The organism is Pseudomonas sp. TE3-3-F2023 (assembly GCF_036784815.1).
Taxonomy (GTDB): Bacteria; Pseudomonadota; Gammaproteobacteria; order Pseudomonadales; family Pseudomonadaceae; genus Aquipseudomonas; species Aquipseudomonas pudica.
In genome coordinates, this window is record NZ_CP145113.1 from 3,365,907 (window position 1) to 3,387,512 (window position 21,606).

Sequence of the window (21,606 nt, forward strand, 5' to 3'; positions counted from 1 at the left end):
GTACCCGCTCCCACAAGGACCGCACAAGGGCCGGGCCTGCTAATTGCTCTCTGCAAGCCGGGCGGACCACAGCACAAACCGGTCCTTGCCACTGTGCTTGGCCTCGTAAAGCGCCTGGTCGGCGCGCACCAGCGCCGAGGTCAGGCTGTCGCCCGGGTCCACCCGGGCCAGGCCGATGCTGACGGTAACCGGGTGCTCGCCAACGTCTTCGCGCACCCGTTGGCACAGCGCCGCCACCCGTTGCTCGGCGCCTTGCTGGTCCAGCCCCTGAAAAAAGATCGCGAATTCCTCGCCGCCCAGTCGGGCAAACTCGTAACCGGCCATGCTCGCCTTGATATGCAGGGCCACGCGCTTGAGCACTTCATCGCCCACGTCATGGCCGAAACGGTCATTCACCCGTTTGAAGTTGTCGATGTCGATCATCGCCAGGTACTGCTCGGCCGTGGCCAGGCGCAGCTGGCGGTCGGCCTGGGCCATGAACGAGCGGCGGTTGGGGATGTCGGTCAGGGCATCGACATAGGCCTGGTCCAGCAGCACCTTGGACAGGTAGAAGTTGTGCAGCTTGGCCTTGCGCATCTGCAGGTAGCTGTAGATGACCAGACCGCTGAGGAACACCGCATAGCTGATCAGCATGGCGCCTTCGAGTTCGTCCGGCCCGATGCGGGTGTGGTAGAACGGGTTGAGCACCACCCAGGTGATGGCCATGGCGCAGAAGAACGACCAGCGCCGCACCGGTAGCACCGACACGGCATACAGCACGGTGGACACCCCGAGCACCAGCCACACCGGGCGCAGGGCCACCGGGATGCCTTCGATCACCAGGCGCATGCCCAGGGTGATGGAGGCGATGAACAGCAGGTTGAGCACATCGAAATGATGGCTGCGACGGGTGAACCGCAGTACCACGGTGAGGCCGCTGAGCAGGGTGATGAACAGATAGGACAGCCAGGTGAAACCCTGGCCGCCGAGGAAGCTGACGATAAGGTCGAAGACCAGCCAGATCAGGATGCTGACGCAGAACACTAGCAGGCAGAACGGGCGCATGGCCTCGAATTCGTGCTGGCGGAATTCGGCGCGCAGGGCGGCGGGGGCGACCTGTTTGCGAACGTGGGCTTCGATGGTCTTGAACATTCGGGCTCCTGTGAGTACTGCTATGCCAGGCCCGACCCTTTCGCGGGCACGCCCGCTCCCACAGGGACCGCACAGGTTTCCGGTGCAGTAGGAACCTGTGGGAGCGGGCGTGCCCGCGAAGAGGCCAGGCCTGGAGACTCAATTGGTGGGCAGAACACCCCGGGCCCATGGCCGGTAACGCAGGTCGAACACCGCCTCGGCATGGCACCCGCCACCCATCTTCGGCTGGGCAGGCTCAGCCCGAAACGCCTGCCCTGGCGCGCTCACCTGGCGGAACGCCTCGCGCACCACGCCCACCCGGCACGGCAAGGCCTGCTCGTAACCCTGGCGTACCAACGCGGGCAAGCGCCCGGTCCCGGCGCCATCCTGCCACCACACAGTCAAGCCCAACCCGGCCAGTTGATCCAGCCATTCGGCATTGACCCGCGGTGAGAGTTTGCCGGCGCTGAAAGCGCTGATATGCAAGGGCTTGTCCAGCTGCCGGTTGAAGGCCTGCAACTGGCTGTACAGGGCACCGCGGCGCTCGGCCTCGCGAAAATGATGGTCGTCCAGCTCCATGGGCAGGTACCAGCCATCCACCGGCAACTGCCACGTCTGGCGCAGTTGCTGGTACTGGCTGAGCGAGCGCCCCAGTTGCGCCTTCCAGTAACTGTTCAGGCCTTCACCGTCCAGTTCGTCGAGGCGTTGGTAATAGGCCGGGTCCATGTACAGCCCCAGCACCAGTTGCAGGCCTTGGGCGCGCGCGCTGCGCAGGCTGTCGGCCAGCCAGCCCTGGGCACCACCGAAATCGCTGTCGCCATAGGCGCTCCATTGCACGATCAGGGTCTTGCCGCCCTGGGCCACGGTGGCGTGCCACAGTTGCTGCCACTGGGCGGGTGTGACATTGGCGTCGCGGTTGAGGGGTTGGTAGAACAGGCGCTGGTCGGCGCTGGCCGGCAGGCACAGGGCAAGCAGGCAAAGGGCCAGGAACGTACGCATCAGAAGGTCATCTCCGCACCGACCAGCACGCCGTTGGCGCGCTCGTATAGATTGCCGCCCAGCGATTGCTGGTACTCGGCACGCACTTTCAGCGAACCGCGGTAGGCGTTGTAGCGGTCGTCATCGAACCACCATTGCCAACGCACGCCAACCCCGGCCCGGGCGTCCTGGCGCCAGTCGTTGCTCGGGTCCTGGCTGGAAAACTCGACAAAGCCATAGGGCATGATGGTTTGCGGCGAGCTGCCCGGCAGTTTCCAGGCATGGCCCTGCTGGTAGCGCGACAGCCAGGCGTGGTCGCCGGCACGGGTCCACCAGGCGGCGTCGAGGTAGAGGAAGCGCTCGTTCCAGTCGTCTTCATCGACCCGCCAGTCGTTGCGCCAGTCACCCTGGTCGAGGAACGATGCGGTGGCACGCAACAGCAGGTCGTTGCTCGATTCGGCGTGGTGACGCAGATCGCCCCAGTTGCCACCGACCTTGGCCGGGCTCAGCAGTTGGCCCAGGCTCAGCCCACGGTAGTGCTCTTCGTCGATCTGACGCTGGTGGTACAGCTCGGCATACAGGTTGAGGTTGGCCTGGCCGAATGGCTTGTAGCGCAGGCCGACGCCGGTACCCATGCTTTGTGCGTAGTCGGTGCGGCTTTGCCCACCGAACAGTACCCGGCCATACACCGACAGGGTGCTGCCGTTGCGGCTGGGCTCTTCGCCCAAGGCGTGGTCCCACATGGCCAGTTGTACGTTCTGCGATTGCGCGCGGCGCGAAGTACCGCTGCGCTGGCCATTGTCGAGGAACTTGTCGTTGGTCGAGGTGCCGGCCGGCGACCAGGTGCTGGCCAGGGTGATGGTGTCGCGCCGCGACAGGCTTTCGTGGGCGCGGCGCTGGCGGTACTTGCGGGCTTCCAGGCTACCGTATTCGTCGTCGCCGTCGACCAGGTCCTGCTCCACATCGAGGATGCGGCGCAGTTCACGGCGTGCCGAAGCGCTGTCTTCGGCTTCGTCGTAGCGCAAGGCCAGCGTCTCGCCAAGGCGATAGTCCTCGGGGAAGTCCTGGGTAGCGCGCTCCAGGTAGGGGATCGACTGGCGGCGCTGGGCCTTGTCCATCGAGCCGGCCAGGCGCATGCCGTAGTCGGCGCGGTAGCGTGGCTGGTCGGGGGCCAGGCGCACCGCTTCGGCCAGCCAGGCGCTGCTCTGGGCACTGTCGCCAGCCAGTTGCGCAGTGCTGGAGGCGGCGTAGTAGTGGTCGGCCCGCGGGTTGTGTGCCAGGGCCTGGCGCTGGAAGCCCAGCGCGGCCGGGTAATCGCCCTGGCGCTGGGCGATGGCGGCACCCAGGGCCCAGTCGTCGGCGCTATCGTGCGCGGCGGCGTCCCAATAGCGCCGGGCCGCTTGTGCGTCGCCGGCGTTCAGCGCGCCACGGGCGGCGGTGAGGCGAGCGTTGTCGGTCCAGGCGCTGTCCGGCTGGGTGCGCCAGATGGGCAGGGCCGCTTCGGAGTCGCCAGCGGCTTCCAGGGCATAGGCCAGGGGCAAGCGACTCCCGCTGTCGCCCAGGCGCTCGGCGGCCTGGTAGTAGACCACCGCTTCGCCGGGCTGGTCGGGCATGGCGCAGCGGCCCAGGGCGCGGTACTGGCCTGGCTCGCTCGGGGTGGCCGGTACGGCCCGGCGCACGGCATCGCACTGGCCAGCCTCGGCCAGGCGGCCGAGCAGCTGGGCCCGGGTACTGGCGTCGACTCGAGGGATCAGGCCGAGCATTCGGCGGCTGTCCAGCGGCCCATCATTGCGCGCATACAGGTTGCCCAGGCGCTGCAGCAGCGACGGTGCAAGGCGGCCTTGGTGGCGGTCGTAGGCTTGCTCCAGCAGTTGCCGGGCGTGTTCACCGTGGCCCTGTTGCATCAGCAGGAAGGTGGCTTGCTCCAGTGCGGCCATATCGCCGCTCTGTCGATAGCGCTGCTCCCATTCGGCGGCGGTGCGTGGTTGTGGGGGCTGAGGCGGATCGCCGTACAGGCGTTGCTTGAGCACGGCGTAGGCCCTGGGGTCGGTGCTGGCGGTACAGCCCTTGAGCTGCTCGCGCGCCAGCTCCGGGTCGCGGCGCGACAGCCAGTCGACGGTTTCCAGGCAGGGGCGTTGCAGTTCGTTGCTCAGGCGCTGGACCAGTGGTGCGTCGTCACCTTCGCGGGCCAGCTCCCACAGCTGCTGGCGTTGCTCGGGCTGATTCAGTTGCGCGGCGGGCAGTGCCTGCAGCCAACGCTGGGCCTGCTGGTTCTGGCCGACAGCGATGGCACGGTTGGCCATGGCCAGGCGGGCCTGGTTGGCTGCTTCGGGGGAGGGGGCGCTGGACAGCAGTGCGTTCAGCCCTTTTTCATCCACCTGCTGGATATAGGCATTGGCCAGGCGCTGCCAGTCCTGTGCGGGCAATTGGCCTTGTTCGGCCAGCGGCTGCAGCTGTTCGATGGTTTCTTTCCAGTCGCGCAGCTGTTCGGCGAAGTTGGCCCGGGCAAGGCGCAGCACCTGGCCGTCCCTCTGTGGCGGCAATTGATTGAGCCAGTCCAGCGCCCTGGCGGCGCCACCGAATTTGGCCAGGCTCAGGCTGTAGGCCTGCCACAGGCGCCCCCGGGTGGTGCCATCGCTGGTGGCCAGCCATTGTTCCACCTGGCTGGCTGGCGGCGGGTCTTGTTCGATCCAGGTCAGGCGCAGTTCAAGCAGGGCATTGGCGTATTCGGGGCTGCCGTCCAACTGTTCGGCCAGGGCTTCGGCCTCCTTGTAGCGGCGCTGGTGCGCCAGGGCCTCCACCAGCAGCGCACGTGCTTCGTCGTTGTTCGGCACCCGGCCCAGCACGTGGCGGGTCAGGCGTTCCACCTCGGCCCAGTTGTCCTTTTTCGCTTCGCGGTAGCTGCGCTCCATGAACGGGTAGCTGGTAAACCGCTGGAAGTCGGTCATCGGCGTGGAAGCGGCGCAGGGCAGGGCGGTGGAGCACAGCAACAAGCCAGTGAAGGTGAGGGAAAAACGCGGCTTCATGCCACCTCCCGGGTCAGGTCAAAGGCGGCCTGCTGTTCGCTGGCCTGTTCGATCAGGGCCTGCTGCAGCACCTGCTCGGTGATGATGCCGCGGGCGATCAGGTGCTCGCCGAGGCTCTGGTGTTCCGGGTCGAAGTCGATCAGCGCCTGGTTGAACAGGGTGACCGGGACCATGCCGCGCACCTGCAGCAGGGCGCCCAACATCACCTGGTGGTGGCTGACTTGTTCCAGCAGCACTTCGTCGTCCTGGTGGCGCTCGAGGATGGCGAGCATCTCGCGGGTTTCCGGCTTCTGCCAGGGGCTTGGATAGTGGTAGCGCAGGCCCAGGGTCACCCGGCCCTGGGGCGCCAGGCGGGCGCTGACCGGCCGCTTCAGGTGGCGGCTGATCACCCCCAGCGACACCTGGCTCACCGGGCTTTCGCTGGCCAGCACCAGCGTGTCGCCGTCTTCGGCCACTGGCAGCACGCCATAGTGCGTCGCCAGTTTGCGCGGCAGTTTGGCGATCAGCTGCGGGTCGAGCTTGAACGGGTTGAGCGGTGCCCAGGGCAGGTCCATCTGCTCGGCCAGGGTGGCGACCAGCTGTTCGCTGTTCAGCCAGCCGCGCAGCAGCAGCTCGCGGCCCAGGCGACGGCGTACCGGGCTGGTGATCGCCTGTTGTAGTTGCTCGTCGCTGATCAGGCCCTTGGCCACCAGGCGCTGGCCCAGCGGCGTGCGGGCGGGGGCGGCGATGGCGGGGAATTCGTGGGTGGTCTTGTCCCAGGCCACGCGCCGCGAGTCACCCATTTCCATCACCTGGCGCAAGGCACGCAGGTTGGCGAAGAAGTTGACGAAGTTGCTCCACATCATCCGCGGTGCCGACAGAAGCCCTTCGCCGATGCCGTAGAAGCGGGTGACGAACCAGGCACGCTGGAACAGGCGGTTGAACAGCATCAGCCCGTTCAGCCAAAGCAAGGTGGTCAACAGCCAGCTGTCGCTGAGGATCGACATGAAGCGCCACGACTCCGGCGCAATCACCGTGACCAGCCACATGGCCAGCAACACCAGCAGCAACAGGTTGACCAGGAAACTCAGCAGGTAGGCGAACAGGCCGCGGCGGTCACGCCAGAGGAAGTAGTTGAGCGCGCCCTTGCGGCTCCAGCCAAGGTTGCTGGTGCCCTGGAACACGATGCCGACGATCCACCGCGACTTCTGCCGGATGGCATGCTGCCAGTCGCGCGGGAAATGTTCGCGCACGCAGATCACCTGGGAGAACTCGCGGCTCATGCCCGGGCGCCATTCCTGCTTCAGGGTCAGCGCCGGGTCGGTGATGGAGTAGCGGGCGAAAATGCACTTCATGCCCTTCTGCTTAAGACGGAAGCCGATGTCGTAGTCTTCGGTGAGGCTCTGTACGTCGAAGGCGATGCCGTCGCCGTCCTCGAGCAGCGCACTGATGGCGCGGCGGCTGAAGCAGGTGCCGACCCCGGCGCTGGGCACCTGGCCGGTCAGGGCCTCGCGCACGATCACGTCCTTGCCGTGGTTTTCGGCGAACTCGTCGACATAGTGGCCGGCGGTGAAGCCTTTCCATTCCGGTGCGTAGGGGTACACCGGGATCTGGATCATGTCCTTGTTCGGCAACAGGTAGTTGAACAGGCGCAGCTCCATGGGCGAGATCACGTCTTCGGCGTCGTGCAGGATGAAACCGGCGAACTGGATACCGGCGTCCTGCTGGAAGCGCAGCAGCGCGTCGATGATGTTGTTCAGGCAGTCGGCCTTGCTGGTGGGGCCGGGGCGGGCGCAGACCACCTTGTGCACGTTGGGGTAGTGCAGGCACACCGCGTCGACGTCGGCCTGGGTCTGCGGGTCGTTGGGGTAGGTACCGACGAAGATTTGATAGTTCTCGTAGTCGATGGTCGAGGCAGCCAGGCGCGCCATCTCACCGACCACGCCCACTTCGTTCCAGGCGGGGACCATGATGGCCAGGGGCTTCTCCGGTACCTCGTACAGGCGTTTTTCGTCGGCTTTTTCGTATTTGTCGTAGATGCGAAAGCGCCGGATCAGCTTGCGGCCCCAGTAGCAAAGGTCGATGAACAGGTCATCCAGGCCCAGCAAGAACATCAGCGTGGCCAGGACGATCGCGAGTATCTTCAGGCCGAACAGCACATAGGTGAGAAAATCGATGAATGCCAGGCTCATGTGCCGGTCACCGGCAGGAAGGGGTGGGCCATCGTCTATATCCTCGTTCGATTCCCTGGACGAAGTTGTACGACTTGTCGCCGTTTGCACTGGATAGATACAAGCAGCCGAACGCGGGGTTGTCCAAATTTCAGGCTTTTTCTTGTGGGCCACTTCTTGTAGCTTTGCAGGTCGTTTACCCAGGGAGCTGAACATGCAAGGCAAGGCACGCAAGATCGTCCAGGCCATACTTTACGAAGCCATCGCCGTCGCCTGTGTGGCGCCCGCGCTGGAACTGGCGTTCGGTGCCGGCATGGCGCAGTCGACCGTGCTGTCGGTGCTGATGTCGGGTATCGCGATGAGCTGGAACATGGCCTACAACTGGGTGTTCGAGCGCTGGGAGGCGCGCCAGCACCGCCGGGAGCGCACTTTCCTGCGGCGCCTGCTGCATGCGCTGGGCTTCGAGGGCGGGCTGGTGCTGATCCTGCTGCCGCTGGTGGCGTACTGGCTGGATGTCAGCCTGTGGGCGGCGTTGCTGACCAACCTTGCGTTGTTCGTGTTCTTCTTCGTCTACGCGTTTGTCTTCCAGTGGGGCTTCGACAAGGTGTTCGATGTGCCGCTTTCGGCGCAGCAGGCGAAGTGTTGACTTTGTGCCGCACTACCGGCTAAGTTCCTACCCCATGAATACTTTCCTGCACATCAACGCCATTATTATTGCCGCCATTATCAGCTTGGCGGGCTAGCGCGTACGTGCACCGAACCCGCCCTGGAGGCGGGTTTCTTCTCTCTGACTCCTGGGCAACGTGAACACAGCCAAGGAGTCACCGATGACCAGCTTCGTCAGCCCTCGTTCTACCGTCACCCCCCAGCAACTGCTGTCGGAGCAGGTGCGACGCATTCTTGCCGCCCCGGTGTACGACCTGGCCATTGAAACACCCTTGCAAGCTGCGCCTGCGTTGTCTGCCAGCCTGGGCAACCAGGTGTTGCTCAAGCGGGAAGACCTGCAGCCTACTTTCTCGTTCAAGATCCGCGGTGCGTACACCCGCCTGTCACGGCTGAGTACGGTGCAGCGCGAGCGCGGCGTGATCACCGCCTCCGCGGGCAACCATGCCCAGGGTGTGGCCCTGGCGGCATCCCACCTGGGCATGAAGGCCACCATCGTCATGCCTACCACCACGCCGTCGCTGAAGGTGGAAGGGGTGCGTTCGCGCGGTGGCCATGTAGTGCTGCAAGGCGAGAGCTTCCCCCATGCCTTGGCCCACGCTCTGAAACTGGCCGACAGCGAGGGTGCCACCTTCGTGCCACCGTTCGACGACCCGGATGTGATCGCCGGGCAGGGTACCGTGGCCATGGAGATCCTGCGCCAGCGCCCGGGTGCGCTGGACGCCATCTTCGTGCCGGTGGGTGGAGGTGGGCTGATCGCAGGCATTGCCGCCTATGTGAAGTACCTGCGCCCCGAGGTGAAGGTAATCGGCGTCGAGCCGGAGGATTCCAACTGTCTGCAGGCTGCCATGGCGGCCGGTGAGCGGGTGATCCTGCCGCAGGTCGGCACCTTCGCCGATGGTGTGGCAGTGGCGCAGATCGGTGCCCATTGCTTCGAGCTGTGCCGGCACTTCGTTGACGAAGTGGTGACCGTGAGCAGTGACGAGCTCTGCGCGGCGATCAAGGACATCTATGACGATACCCGCTCGATCACCGAGCCGTCTGGCGCGCTGGCCGTGGCCGGGATCAAGAAGTACGTGGCGCGCGATGGCGTACAGGGGCAGACCCTGGTGGCGATCGACTCCGGTGCCAACGTCAATTTCGACCGCCTGCGCCATGTGGCCGAGCGTGCCGAACTGGGCGAGCAGCGCGAGGCGATCATCGCTGTCACCATCCCGGAACAACCGGGCAGCTTCCGCGCCTTCTGCCAGGCCCTGGGCAAGCGGCAGATCACCGAGTTCAACTACCGCTACTACCCCGGCAAGGAGGCGCGGCTGTTCGTGGGTGTGCAGACACACCCGCTGCACGACCCGCGCGACCAGTTGCTGGCCAGCCTGCGCGAGCAGGGCTACAGCGTACTGGACCTGACCGACAACGAACTGGCCAAGCTGCATGTGCGCCATACCGTTGGCGGCCATGCCGCGCCCGGGGCTGACGAGCGGGTGCTGCGCTTCGAATTCCCCGAGCGCCCAGGGGCCTTGCTGGGCTTTCTGGAGCGGCTTGGCAAGCGTTGGAACATCAGCCTGTTCCATTACCGCAACCATGGTGCGGCAGAGGCCCGGGTATTTGCGGCGCTGGAAGTACCGGGGGATGAGTTGGCGGGGTTGCCGTTGGCGCTGGATGAGATGGGGTACCGGTACTGGGATGAGACCGACAACCCGGCGTACAAGCTGTTCCTGGGCTGATACGCAAACTTCATGATTAGGCCGCTCTCGTAGAACTGCACAAACTCATTGAATTGGCAGGGACCCTGTGGGAGCGGCTTTAGCCGCGAACACCGGCGCAGCCGGTGCCATCACAGCGTTGGCTTCTTCGCGGCTAAAGCCGCTCCCACAAGGTTTTGTGTGTGCCGGCAAAGAGTGCTCAGCGCTCGCGCATGAAGAAGCCCGCTACGAACTTGCGGAAGGTTTCCAGGCTCTTGAAGTCGGCGTAGCGCTTGAAGTTCTCGGTATCTGGCTCGGGCCCGATGGGCTGTTCCAGCAACGATACCGACAATACTCGGTCCTGGTCCGAGGTCATTACCAGTTCATCCATCACCTGGCCGCCGATCACCGGGCGGCGCATCTGTACTTTCACACCCTTGCCAGCCATCCAGTCGACCAGCGATACCAGGGCCTTGAGCGGCTCGCGTTCTTCGTCGCGATACACCGGGAACAGGTGGGCGCGGGACAGCACCGGTACGCTGGCCACATGGATCAGCTCGTAGAAATGGCTGCCGGCACTGGTCGGCGAGTACAGCGCCAAGGCCAGCAACGGCCCGGCGGTGCGGTTGCCGCCCCAGTACAGGTGGTGGCCCTGGAAGTCGAAGCCGTCTTCACTGCGGTTGTTGAACAGCTTGCGGCCTTTGATCTGGTCCACGGTGTCCAGCAGCAGGCCGTGCCGGCGGTGATTTCCGAACACCGTGGCTTCGCGCAGACGGGACTTGAGCATCATCATGTGCTTCATGTCCAGGCGGGTTTCCAGGTAGTTGCTGGCGGGCACCCGTTCCAGCAGCGGGTAGCGGCTGGCAACGCTGCGCAATTCGGCAAACTGCCCGGTCAGGTCCTTTTTCAGGTGCGTGGCATACAGGTTCAGGCCGCTGGTCTCGATCCAGGTCAGCAGCAGCGACAGCAGGCGCTGTTGTTCGCGCCGTTCGCTGCCATCGCTGCCGCCACTGGTGGTGCCGCTGCGGAAGTCGCCGATCAGGCGCAACGGTGTGTCGGGCGGCAGCCAGGCAGCGGGTGGCGCGGGGTCGTTTTCGCGCTCGGCCGCCTCTCGCTCGTCCTTGGTGAACGGGCAGCCGGGCGCGTGTTCGGCGGTACCCGGGTTGTTCTTGAGAAACAGCGTACCGGTGCTGCCGTTGAGGGTGACGTTGAGTACCGGCAGGGCATCGTTGCGGCAGTCGCAGGCCAGCCACTGGTTGGCGTTGCGCACTTTCATCAGCAACTGGTTGGCCTGCAGCAGGCGCGGGCCGGTGAGGCTGCCGGTGGCAAAGCCGACCAGCAGTTCCTCTTCTGCGGGGGTCAGGCTACGGACCTGTGCGGCGGTTTTGTCGATGATTCGCATGAAGCAGCTCCCAGCTACGAGCTCCAAGCTTCAAGCAAAGTCGCGCCGCTTTCAACTTGCCGCTCAGTTGCCACCGAACATCTTCGCCGCGCGGGCGCGAATTTCGTCGGGGGTCAGGTCCTCCTTGTGGGTCGAAACGAACCAGATGTTGCCGAATGGGTCTTTCAGGGAGCCGCTGCGGTCGCCATAGAATTGGTCCGTCACCGCATGCAACTGGGTAGCGCCGGCCGCAAGGGCCTGGGCGTAGACCTTGTCGCAGTCTTCGACATACAGGTGCAGGCCCACGCCTGCGCCGCTGAGTTTCTGGCTGGCTGTGAGGCCGCCTTCCATGTCGCACGGGTCGCCCAGCATTAGCGACGAATCGCCGATTTTCAGTTCGGCATGGCCAACGCGGCCGCCAGGGGCATCGAGGCGGAACATTTCCACCGCGCCAAAGGCCTTCTTGTAGAACTCGATGGCCGTGGCGGCGTCATTGATGGCCAGGTAGGGCGTGATGCTGTGCTGGCCTTCAGGAATGGGTTTGGCTGCCATGTTCGACTCTCCTTGAAAGTGGGCGCCGGTGGCGCCCTGTTGCTTAGAGTCGTTTGCGCGGATGGAAAATCGACAGGTGTGATAGAACGATTCTCTATAAGCGCGCCGATCAGAAGATGTAGTCGGTGGTCAGGAAGCTCGACTGCCGGTTGCGAATGATCTCGCTGATCAGTTCCTTGTTAGCCTCCTGGAAGCGCGTTGCGACCAGCGTGCGGATCGAGAACACTCGCAGGGCGTCGTGTACCGACAGGGTGCCTTCGGCGCTGTTCTTGCGGCCATTGAACGGGTAGGTGTCAGGGCCGCGCTGGCATTGCGCGTTGATGTTGATGCGCCCGACCTGGTTGGCGAAGATGTCGACCAGGCTGCCGATGGTCGCCGGGTCATTGCCGAACAGGCTCAGTTGCTGGCCGTAGTCGGAGTCCAGCACATAGTCGATCACCGTCTGCAGGTCGCGATAGGGCACCACCGGCACCAGCGGGCCGAACTGCTCCTCGTGGTACACGCGCATGTCGCTCTTCACCGGGTACAGCACGGCAGGGTAGAAGAACGAGCCACGGCTGTGCCCGCCGCCTTCGTTGAGCACGCGTGCGCCCTTGGCGGTGGCATCGGCGACCAGGCCGTCAAGGTAATCGACCTTGCCGGGCTCGGGCAGCGGTGTCAGCGCCACGCCAGGCTCCCAAGGCATGCCGGGCTTGAGCGCGGCCAACTTGCGCTGGAACTTGTCGAGGAAGGCGTCGACCACGTCCTCATGGACGAACAGGATCTTCAGTGCCGTGCACCGTTGGCCATTGAACGACAGCGCACCGGTGACTGCTTCTTCGACGGCGTTGTCGAGGTCCACCTGGGGCAGCACGATGCCCGGGTTCTTGGCATCCAGCCCCAGCGCGGCGCGCAGCCGGTGCGGGCGCGGGTGCAGTTTCTTCAGGTCGCTGGCGGCCTTGTGCGTGCCGATGAAGGCGAATACATCGACCTTGCCGCTGGCCATCAGCGCGCTCACCGTTTCCCGGCCACGGCCGTAGATGACGTTGATCACCCCCGGCGGGAAGCTGTCACGGAAGGCTTCGAGCAATGGCCTGATCAGCAGCACGCCGAATTTGGCCGGTTTGAACACCACGGTGTTGCCCATGATCAGCGCCGGGATCAAGGTGGTGAAGGTTTCGTTCAACGGGTAGTTGTATGGCCCCATGCACAGGGCTACGCCAAGTGGTGCACGGCGGATCTGCCCCAGCGTGCCCTGTTCCAGTTCGAAGCGGCTGGAACGACGGTCGAGGTCCTTGAGGGCGTTGATGGTGTCGACGATGTAGTCGCAGGTGCGGTCGAATTCCTTTTCCGAATCCTTGAGGTTCTTGCCGATCTCCCACATCAGCAGCTTGACCACGGCCTGGCGCTGTTCACGCATGCGCGCCAGGAAGGTCTCGACGTGCTGGATGCGCTCGGCCACGCGCATGTTCGGCCAGGCGCCACGGCCTTTGTCATAGGCCTGTACGGCGGCATCCAGGGCGGTGAGTGCGGTGTCGGCATCGAGCAGCGGAGCGCTGCCCAGCACCACCTGATGCTCATCGTTGCCTTCCTTGAGCCAGACCGGGCTGCGCACCGTGGCAAGGGGGCCGTCCCAACGCCTGAGCTCGCCGTTCACCAGGTAGTCGCGTTGTTCCAGGGGAGCTTCCAGGCGCCAGGTTTCCGGGATGTTCTCGGCGCTGGGGAAGAGTGAATCGAGCAGACGGTCCATGGGTACTGCACCTCACATTGCTGGGCGGGTTTCGAGCCGGGGTGAAACGCTTCAGCCAGGAGCATGCACCGGCCGCCGGAAAAACACCAGTCTGGCTTAACATGGCCACGAATGCCTGCCTGTTGTGCAGGCAGGCTCCCAGGGGCTGTCAAAGCGGAAGGTTGAACAGGTCATACGGTGGGTGCGTCAACCATTGCTGACGCAGGACGGGGTCTGCATCGATCAGCGCCAGGCGCCGCCAGAATTCTGTACGGGCATATCGAGGGCGGGACAGGAACGGTTCCAGGTCCAGCAAAGCCCTGAGGTCGCGCCGATACTGCAGCGGTAAACGCTGCCACAGGGCCATTTCGGCCGGGCCGGCCTGCTCGAAAAATTCCTGATAGTCACTTGCGCATACCATCAGGTCCACCTGATGCGCAGCGTTGTAAGCTTCGATCTGTGCAACCACGGGGGCGCCCAGCCATTCGCTTTCCAGGCGCAGTGCCTCTGCGACTGGCCTTGGCAAGTTGAAACCGTCTGGTAGCCGCAGCAGCTGGTTGTAGGCAACATCCACGATGATGGGCTCGACCATCTGGTCCAGGCCTTGCGGCAATTCGCTGAGCGCACAGTCGTTCAGGAACAACGTCCTCAGGTTGGCCAGCCCACGCAGATCTGGGGCCTGCAGCAGCGGGTTGCCCGAAAGGTCCAGCACTACAAGTCCGGCGCAGCGGTTCAGTGCCTGTTGGGCCTGAGTACTCCAGGTAATGCGGTTGCCTTCCAGATCCAGCCAGGCGAGGTGCTCAGGGCTACCCAGACGGGGTACGGTATCGAACCGGCAGTCGGTCAGCAGCAGGCGGTTGAGATTGGGAAAGCGCTCTTGGAACCCGGCTGGCAACTGGCTGAGCGAACGGTTGTAGCTGAGTGACAGGTGCTGCACATGGGTGAAGTCGTCGGGCAAGGCCAGGCTGGCCAGGTCCTGGTTGTCCAGCTCCAGGCCGGACAGGTCCAGGCTGTGCAGGCGGCCACCCCCTTCAAGCGCTACGGTCGACAGCCGCCGCCAGGCGTTGATGATGGGGCGGATGGCCAGGTGCCGCTGGTGAGGGCGTTGCGGATCGGGCCGAGCCCATTCATGCAGGTCGTGGCGCAAAGTATCCAGACGCTGTTGCAGGTCGTGCAGCCGTTGTGTGGGCGAGCGAATGTCATCGATGTACGGGCTGTCCTCGTCATTGCCGAGCCAGTTTTCGAACTCCCAGTCGGTGGCGTTGGGGAACAAGCGCCGATAGGCCCCGGCCAGCGAGCCTGCCAGGCGTGGCTGAGGCGGTTCGGGGTCAAGCGGGCGACCGCCGCGCAAGCTGACCATGGGCTTGCGCAGCAACGCGCGATGCCCCCAGAGGCGTTGGGCCAGTGTCTGTCTGTGCATTTCGACCCAACCCAATACGCGCTGGCGTAGCGAGCTGCCATCGGCCGTCGGGATACCCAGCGTATCGCGATGCGAGCCTGGCAGTGCCTGCTCGATGGCACGGCAGAGGTCCGGATCACGCAGCCCAGGCGCAGGGCGCTCGCCCCGGTCGACTTCATAGCCTTCGGCCAATTTGATCACGCGGCGCAGGGTGCTGGCCTGCCCGCTGCCGACCTGCTCCAGCAAGGGGCCTTCAGGGCTTGCGCCGCGCAGCTCCAGGCGCAGGTCCGCAGGCCAGTCGGGCATGGCATCCAGGGCGCTGAACAGCAGGCGTTCGCTGTCGCTGCTGGCCCGGGCAGGCTGAAGCACACCCTCCAGGGCGCGTACCAGGGGCAGCTCGCTGTGCACCTGTTCCAGTGCCTGGCGAAGCTGAATGGGTAGCAGGCCCTGCTGTTCCCAGGCGAGCGATTCAGCCTCGCCAAGCGGCGCCAGCAAACGCGTGGCCAGGGCAGGTGAAAGCCGCGGATAGGCAGCGAGCAGTTTCTGCGTTGAAGGGGTAGTGGGCACGCTGCCGTTATAGAGGTGCTCGAACAGGCCCGGCGGGGCCCTGTCAGCCAACGCCTCGACCTCGGCTTGTGCCGCAATGCGTTGCAGGGCATCGAGCAACAGTGGGGGCGTTGCTCGGCCTTCCAGGTGCACCCGGCGCAAGTAGTCGGCGTCGATGCCGCAGAGGCGGCCGGCCTGCGTAAGCTGTTCTGGCGTGAACGCGGTATATGCCTGGCCAAGACGGCGTGCCAGCTGCGCGAATGGCCACTGGCCGGGCTGTTCATGCTGGCCGCGCCAGGCACCTTGGGCATTGTGCGTCAGCGGGGGCTGCCAGGCATCGGGCGTGTTGGGGTGAATGACCCGCCATTGCTGCAGGTCGTGATCGAAGCGTTGTTCGAAGAGTTGACCATCCATGCGGATGAAATGCCGGCCCTCGTACAAGTACTGGCCAAGCGCATTGGGTTGCAGGGTTTCGGGTAGTGTCACGGCACTGCGGTAGGGGGTGAGGTCTTCATTCCAGAGCCGGTAGCGCCCGTCATTGCCACGTACTTGTTGCAGGCTTTCCATCAACGGGCTGTTGAACAGCTTGGGCACGACCTTGCCCGCTGCCACAAACCCTCCGATCAGGGCCAGGTTCAGGCCGACCGCCTCCAGGTGGCGCAGCGCCAGGTGGCGGTCGCCTTCATGCCAGGCCTGGTAGCCCTCGAAGGCCTCGCCGAGCAGTTGGCAGGCAGTGACGGCCAGCATCAGGGTGCCTGCACCCGGAACGAAGAACGCGGCAATACCGAGTGCATCCAGGCCAAGGCTTTCCCATTCCTCCAGGCGCCTGGTTCGCGCGTTGGCATCGGCCATGGCTGTCGGAACCGCCAGCAGGCTGGCTTCGTGCTTGAGGCGGGCCAGGTGCAGGTCCTGGTAGTGGCCGAAAGGCTCGGCTGTGATGGCCATGCGTGTGGGGCGCAGGTCCGCTTGCCCAGCGCGCTGCCAAGGGCGGTCAAAGGCCGTGTTGCCCGCAGCGTCGAGGTTCTGCTGCAACAGGTCGAAAAAGTGCGTGCGTTGGTCCTGCCTGATGTAGGCCGTGAAAGCCTGGCGGGCATCGGGCTCCAGCAGCAAGGTCGCCAGCGTGTCGTGTACCGCGTTCAGGTTGCTGCATTGACGCAGGGCCGGGTCATGGCCGGGCAGGTAAAGCGCCAGCCCCGCGCTGCCGGCATCGATCAGCATGACCTCGTGCAGAGGCGTGCCGAACAGCGACAGTTGCCAGCACCTGACGGCGCCACCCTGCAACAGCTGTTCGATCTGATCGCGCGTGCTGCCGTCGAGCAGGTGGCGCAGATAGGCAAGGTCGGCTGCCAGGCGCAGGCGGCCTTTCTGTACCCTGATGGCCAAGGCTCGAGTGGCGGGCTGGGCAAGGTGTTGTTCCAGGTGTGCCTGGTAAGCCTTACCCAGGTCCAGGTCACGGCACAGTATGGCGAAAGCGGCCGGCTCGAGTGGCAGCCGCTCTACCTGGTAGTGTTCCGACTTCAATGGAAAGTGCGCCAGGGGGGCTTGCATGCCCAAGGGAGTGGAGCCTTGTACCAGGATCGGTGTCACCTGAATGTCTTCGTTCAGGGCAATGGCGCTTTCAGCAGTGAACACCTCGTCGCTGGCGAAGTTTTGCAGGGCGGCCTGTAGCAGGTTGTCGCGACGATGGCGGTAAAGATAGCGCAGGGCGGCCCATTGCCAGCTGCGCTCGACCCGCAGCAGTTGGCTATTGCGCAGCGGCGCGTGAAAGCCGTGTTCGGCAAGACGCCGTTGCAGCAATGGCTCGGCGAATTCAGTGATCTGTTTCAGGCCTTTGAGCGAGCCGGCCAATGCCGCTTGCGCCTGCGTCAGGCGCGCCTGGCTGGCATGCACTGTTTCACGCAGGTCGGGGGCGGCATTGGCGAACCAGGCCTGTGCCTGCCATGGGGCGGTCTGGGTTCGCTTCAACGCGGCCCATTGATTGGGCGTTACCTGGCCTGCCCAGTGCGGCAGCTGCGCCTCGAGCAAGGCTTGATGAGGGTTGATGGCTGGCATGTCGATGCTCCTTTCATGCAAAGAGGGGCATCAAACGTTATTTCTCGAAGGCCAAGTGGTAATGGGATAACGCGGGTTGGATAGATGACCTGGGGTTGCCTGCTGACACCGTGATAAATGTGTAGTATCCAGGCGCATGGCAACGGCGAGCGGGGTGAGGGATGATCGAAGTATCACGGTTCTGGCGCGACCCGGCGTTGCCCTTCGTCGAAGCCCGGCGGGTAGGGGATGGGCGCCAGGTGTGCTACGCCGCGCATTCTCACGAAAGCTTTTCCATCGGGGTGATAACGGGTGGGCGCAGTTCCTACCTGTACGGTGACCGGTGTATCGAGGTGGCGGCGGGTACCACTGTGCTGATGAACCCAGGTGTGGTGCATGCCTGCAACCCCATCGACGATGAACCCTGGTCCTACCTGATGTTGTTCGTCGATATACCCTGGTTGCAGGCGCAGGGGTTCGCCTTGCCGGCCCAGGCCTGGAGTGGCTCGCCGGCGTTGTACCAGCGCCTGTTGCAGGCCTTTGCCGACCTGTTCGACGCCAGGGTGCCAGACCGGGAAGGCCGCCTGGCGGCGCTGTTCGGTGCACTGCCGGGCTTGCTTGGTGGTAATGCCAGCAAGAATGAAGAGGGCAACCCGCGGTTGGACATGGCAGCAGCGTTCATACGCGCCCATCGTGGCGACCCGCTGCGCCTGGACGACATCTGCGCGGCCTGTGGGCTGTCGCGTTCCTACCTGATTCGCGCGTTCCGCCAACGCTTCGGCCTGACGCCGCATGGCTACCTGCTCGACCAGCGCGTGCAACTGGCCCGGGCGCAACTGCGACAGGGGCGGGCAATTGCCGAAGTTGCGCAGGAGGCCGGGTTTGCCGACCAGGCGCACCTGCAGCGTGCCTTCAAGCGGCACCTGGCGACGACACCGGGGCACTACCGAAATGCATTCGGCTGAATTGCCATGTTGGCTGTGGCCCTGTCACCGGCAAGCCAGCTTTCACAGGTACAGCGTTGCTCTCGAGATTGTCGCTGTACCTGTGGGAACTGCTTTGTGTCGCGAAAGGGCCGGTGCAGCTAGCCTGTAATGACCAGATAAACCGCACTGCCCACGAGCAGCAACGCCAGGCTCCGATTCAGCAGACGCATGTGCCGTGGGTTGCCCAGGTACTGGCGAATCACGCTTCCGGCCCACGCCCAGCTGGCCACCGAAATGAAACAGATCGGCCCGTATATCCAGGCAAACAGCCACAGCAACTGCTGCTCGCCGCCGGTGTAGGCACCAACCCCGGCCACCGCTGCCAGCCATGCCTTGGGGTTGAGCCATTGCATCGCCGCGCCGTGCCAGGCCGAGGGGGCCTGGGCTGGATGGGCACTACCCAGCTGCCCATCGTCGCTGGCCAGCTTCCATGCCATGTACAGCAGGAACGCCACGCCGCCCCAGTGCAACAGCAGGCCCAGCAAAGGCCAGCGCAGCAACAACTGATGCAGACCCAGCCCGACCAGCACCAGCAGCAGGCAGAAGCCCAGCGTGGCGCCAGCCACATGCGCCAGGCTGGCACGCAGGCCATGGCGGGCACCGCTGCCCAGCGCGACGATGTTGACCGGGCCGGGGGAGATCGAGGCCGCCAGTGCGAAAGCGGCCATGGACAGGGACAGGCTCATGAAAGTGATCCGTTTGGTTGAGGGTGGCCCCCATGCTCTGGCATCGACAGCCTGCGGTATTGAAGAAAAGTACCTCATGCCCGGCCAGCGTATTTTTGTGCAGGGTTGTTACAGGTTTTGTAATAGTTTTGCACTATTACGGAAAGCTGCTGTGCTTGTAGGATCATTTTCCCAATTTGCTATCAAGGTCTATATGAGCACCTTCGCGGAGCCCCCCAGTCCCCGGCCTTCAAGGCCTTCCTTCTTCCGTCTTCGTGACGCTGCCCTCGTGAGTACCCGCTAATGGAATGGCTAGCCGACCCCACGGCCTGGCTGGGCCTGTTGACGCTTATCGTCCTCGAGCTGGTGCTGGGTATCGACAACCTGGTGTTCATCGCCATCCTCGCCGACAAGCTGCCGCCGCATCAGCGCGACCGCGCGCGGGTCATTGGCCTGAGCCTGGCCTTGATCATGCGTCTGGGCCTGTTGGCCAGCATCTCGTGGATGGTCACCCTGACCGCGCCGCTGTTCGAGGTGTTCGACAAGAGCTTCTCGGGCCGCGACCTGATCATGCTGTTCGGTGGCGTGTTCCTGCTGTTCAAGGCCACCATGGAACTGCACGAACGCCTGGAAGGCCACGTGACCCAGGCCAGCGGCGCGGTGCGCCATGCTGCCTTCTGGCCGATCGTCGCGCAGATCGTGGTGCTTGATGCGGTGTTCTCGCTGGACGCGGTAATTACCGCGGTGGGCATGGTCGAGCATTTGTCGGTGATGATGATCGCGGTGGTCTTCTCGATCGGCATCATGATCGTTGCCAGCAAGCCTCTGACCCGCTTCGTCAACGCCCACCCCACGGTGATCATGCTGTGCCTGGGCTTCCTGATGATGATCGGCTTCAGCCTCACCGCCGAAGGCCTGGGCTTCCATATCCCCAAAGGCTACCTGTATGCGGCCATCGGCTTCTCGATCCTGATCGAGCTGTTCAACCAGTTGGCCCGTGCCCGCCGCAAGCGCAGCCTGCAGCAGCACCGGCCGCTGCGTGAGCGTACCGCGCATGCCGTGCTGCGCCTGCTGGGTGGTCGCCGGGTCGAGGCTGACGAGGTGGGTGAGGAAATCGCCGACCTGGTCGAAGGCGGTGAGGAACAGGTGCTGTTCGACCGCCGTGAACGGGTGATGATCAGTGGCGTGCTGAACCTGGCCGAGCGGCCGATCCGCACAGTGATGACCGCCCGCACCGAGGTCGATGTAATCGACCTGGCGCAACCGGCCGACGCCGTTGGCCAGGCCCTGGCCAATTCGCCGTACTCGCGCCTGCCGCTGATTCGCGGTGGCCGCGTGGACGAGCCGCTGGGCTTCGTACACAAGAAGGAGCTGCTAAAGGAGTTGCTGTCGGGTAACCAGCCCGATCTGGAAGGCATGGCCCGGGTACCGCTGAACCTGCTGGAAAGTTTCAGCATCCTCAACGCCCTGGAGCAGATGCGAGGCCAATCGACGCACATCGCCTTCGTTGTCAATGAGTTCGGTGATTTCACCGGCCTGCTGACCATGACCGATATCCTCGAGTCGATTGCCGGCGAGCTGCCCGATGCCAGCGAGGTCGACGGCCCGGGCATCGTCCAGGAAGGTGAAGGCTTTGTGGTCAGTGGCGCGTTGAACCTGAGCCAGGTGCAGGCGCGTACCGGCTTCAGCGCTCGCGCCACCGAAGACTACCAGACCCTCGCGGGCCTGGTTATGAGCCTGCTCGACCGCCTGCCGATGGTTGGCGACCGCCTGGCCTGGAATGGCTGGACGCTGACAGTGGAGGCAGTCGAGGAGCGGCGGGTGCGCCAGGTTCGGCTTACACCGAGCGGCGACGTTGACGCAGCAGGTGCTTGAAGCCCTCGATCACCAGCACCAGCACCGCGGCCCAGATCGGCAGGTAGGTCAGCCACTGATCCGGGCCGATGGTTTCGCCCAGCAGCAGCGCCACGCCCACCAGCAGCACCGGTTCGACGTAGCTGAGCAGGCCGAACAGGCTGAACGGCAGCAGGCGGCTGGCCAGCACGTAGGCGATCAGGGCCGAGGCGCTGATCGCCCCGAGGATCGGGATCAACGCATACAGCCCGGGGTGTGCCTGCAGGTCGGCAGGGGAAAGCGGGCCCTGGATCACGAAGTACAACGCCCAGGGCAACAGCAGGCACATGTCGCACCACAGGCCACCCAGATGGTCGGTGCGGCAGCGCTTGCGCAACACGAAGTAGATCGGGTAACCGATCGTCACCACCAGGGTTTCCCAGGCGAAACTGCCATGCTGGTACAGCTCGTGCCCCACACCCAGCGCGGCGCAGGCCACGGCCACCTTCTGCAGGCGTGACAGGCGCTCGCCATACACCAGCCGCCCGGTCAGGACCATGGCCAGCGGCAACAGGAAGTAGCCCATCGACACTTCCAGGCTGCGCCCGTGCAGGGGGGCCCAGAGGAACAGCCACAGCTGCACGCCCATCAGCCACGATGTGCCGACCATGCCCAGCAACAGCAGCGGCGTTCGTTTTACCCGGGCGAGCAGTTCGCCCACCCGTTTCCAGTCTTTCGAGACAAGCATGAACAGGGTCAGGCAGGGCAGCGTCAACAGGGTGCGCCAGCCAAAGATCTCTTCGCCATCGAGCGGCGTGAGCAAAGAGGTGTAGAAGTACATCACGGCGAACAGACAGGACGCCATGACCGACGAAAGAATGCCTTTTGACACGAAT

The 21,606-nt window shown here is 64.5% G+C and carries 14 protein-coding genes; 4 read left to right on the top strand and 10 right to left on the bottom strand.

Annotation, left to right across the window (positions count from 1 at the left end):
- Positions 1–39: 39 nt before the first annotated feature.
- The 4 genes from V3314_RS15175 to nrfB form a co-directional block, all read right to left on the bottom strand.
- Complete coding sequence (locus tag V3314_RS15175; RefSeq protein WP_046614329.1) at positions 40–1,131, bottom strand: GGDEF domain-containing protein; 1,092 nt, start codon at positions 1,129–1,131, stop codon at positions 40–42.
- A gap of 138 nt (positions 1,132–1,269) precedes the next feature.
- Positions 1,270–2,109 (bottom strand): DUF4434 family protein, encoded by an 840-nt coding sequence (locus tag V3314_RS15180; RefSeq protein WP_046614328.1) that lies wholly within the window; start codon positions 2,107–2,109, stop codon positions 1,270–1,272.
- Positions 2,109–5,114, bottom strand: coding sequence for a phage receptor (locus tag V3314_RS15185; RefSeq protein ID WP_338459210.1), 3,006 nt, complete (start codon positions 5,112–5,114; stop codon positions 2,109–2,111). The genes V3314_RS15180 and V3314_RS15185 overlap by 1 nt, the downstream gene beginning before the upstream one ends.
- Positions 5,111–7,285, bottom strand: a complete 2,175-nt coding sequence (nrfB, locus tag V3314_RS15190; protein WP_153670859.1) for a cyclic di-3',5'-guanylate-activated glycosyltransferase NrfB — start codon at positions 7,283–7,285, stop codon at positions 5,111–5,113. The genes V3314_RS15185 and nrfB overlap by 4 nt, the downstream gene beginning before the upstream one ends.
- 193 nt (positions 7,286–7,478) lie before the next feature.
- On the opposite strand from nrfB, the gene V3314_RS15195 reads away from it, so the two are divergent.
- Both V3314_RS15195 and ilvA read left to right on the top strand, forming a co-directional pair.
- Complete coding sequence (locus tag V3314_RS15195) at positions 7,479–7,910, top strand: PACE efflux transporter (RefSeq protein WP_003259966.1); 432 nt, start codon at positions 7,479–7,481, stop codon at positions 7,908–7,910.
- 181 nt (positions 7,911–8,091) lie between these two features.
- Complete coding sequence (ilvA, locus tag V3314_RS15200; protein ID WP_080958436.1) at positions 8,092–9,651, top strand: threonine ammonia-lyase, biosynthetic; 1,560 nt, start codon at positions 8,092–8,094, stop codon at positions 9,649–9,651.
- 178 nt (positions 9,652–9,829) lie between these two features.
- Here ilvA and V3314_RS15205 read toward each other — a convergent pair whose 3' ends face one another.
- The 4 genes from V3314_RS15205 to V3314_RS15220 all read right to left on the bottom strand — a co-directional run bounded on the left by V3314_RS15205 (position 9,830) and on the right by V3314_RS15220 (position 17,247).
- Positions 9,830–11,011 carry a hypothetical protein gene (locus V3314_RS15205; protein ID WP_046614325.1) on the bottom strand — a complete coding sequence of 394 codons (1,182 nt, stop codon included), beginning with the start codon at positions 11,009–11,011 and terminating at the stop codon, positions 9,830–9,832.
- Between the two features lie 63 nt (positions 11,012–11,074).
- Positions 11,075–11,542, bottom strand: a complete 468-nt coding sequence (locus tag V3314_RS15210; protein ID WP_046614324.1) for a VOC family protein — start codon at positions 11,540–11,542, stop codon at positions 11,075–11,077.
- Between the two features lie 109 nt (positions 11,543–11,651).
- Positions 11,652–13,271, bottom strand: coding sequence for an NADP-dependent glyceraldehyde-3-phosphate dehydrogenase (locus tag V3314_RS15215; RefSeq protein WP_025339338.1), 1,620 nt, complete (start codon positions 13,269–13,271; stop codon positions 11,652–11,654).
- A gap of 148 nt (positions 13,272–13,419) precedes the next feature.
- A complete protein-coding gene (locus V3314_RS15220) occupies positions 13,420–17,247 on the bottom strand; it encodes a leucine-rich repeat domain-containing protein (protein ID WP_338459212.1) in 3,828 nt (1,275 codons plus the stop codon).
- A 161-nt stretch (positions 17,248–17,408) separates the two neighbouring features.
- On the opposite strand from V3314_RS15220, the gene V3314_RS15225 reads away from it, so the two are divergent.
- A complete protein-coding gene (locus V3314_RS15225) occupies positions 17,409–18,191 on the top strand; it encodes an AraC family transcriptional regulator (protein ID WP_085600824.1) in 783 nt (260 codons plus the stop codon).
- Positions 18,192–18,310: 119 nt separating this feature from the next.
- On the opposite strand, the gene V3314_RS15230 is transcribed toward V3314_RS15225, so the two are convergent.
- Positions 18,311–18,898, bottom strand: coding sequence for a LysE family translocator (locus V3314_RS15230; RefSeq protein WP_135002916.1), 588 nt, complete (start codon positions 18,896–18,898; stop codon positions 18,311–18,313).
- 282 nt (positions 18,899–19,180) lie between these two features.
- Here V3314_RS15230 and V3314_RS15235 point away from each other — a divergent pair, with 282 nt between their 5' ends.
- Positions 19,181–20,752 (top strand): TerC family protein, encoded by a 1,572-nt coding sequence (locus tag V3314_RS15235; RefSeq protein WP_046614320.1) that lies wholly within the window; start codon positions 19,181–19,183, stop codon positions 20,750–20,752.
- Here V3314_RS15235 and rarD read toward each other — a convergent pair.
- Entirely contained in the window at positions 20,715–21,602 is an 888-nt protein-coding gene (rarD, locus tag V3314_RS15240) for an EamA family transporter RarD (protein WP_046614319.1), read from the bottom strand. The genes V3314_RS15235 and rarD overlap by 38 nt on opposite strands.
- Positions 21,603–21,606 lie beyond the last annotated feature (4 nt).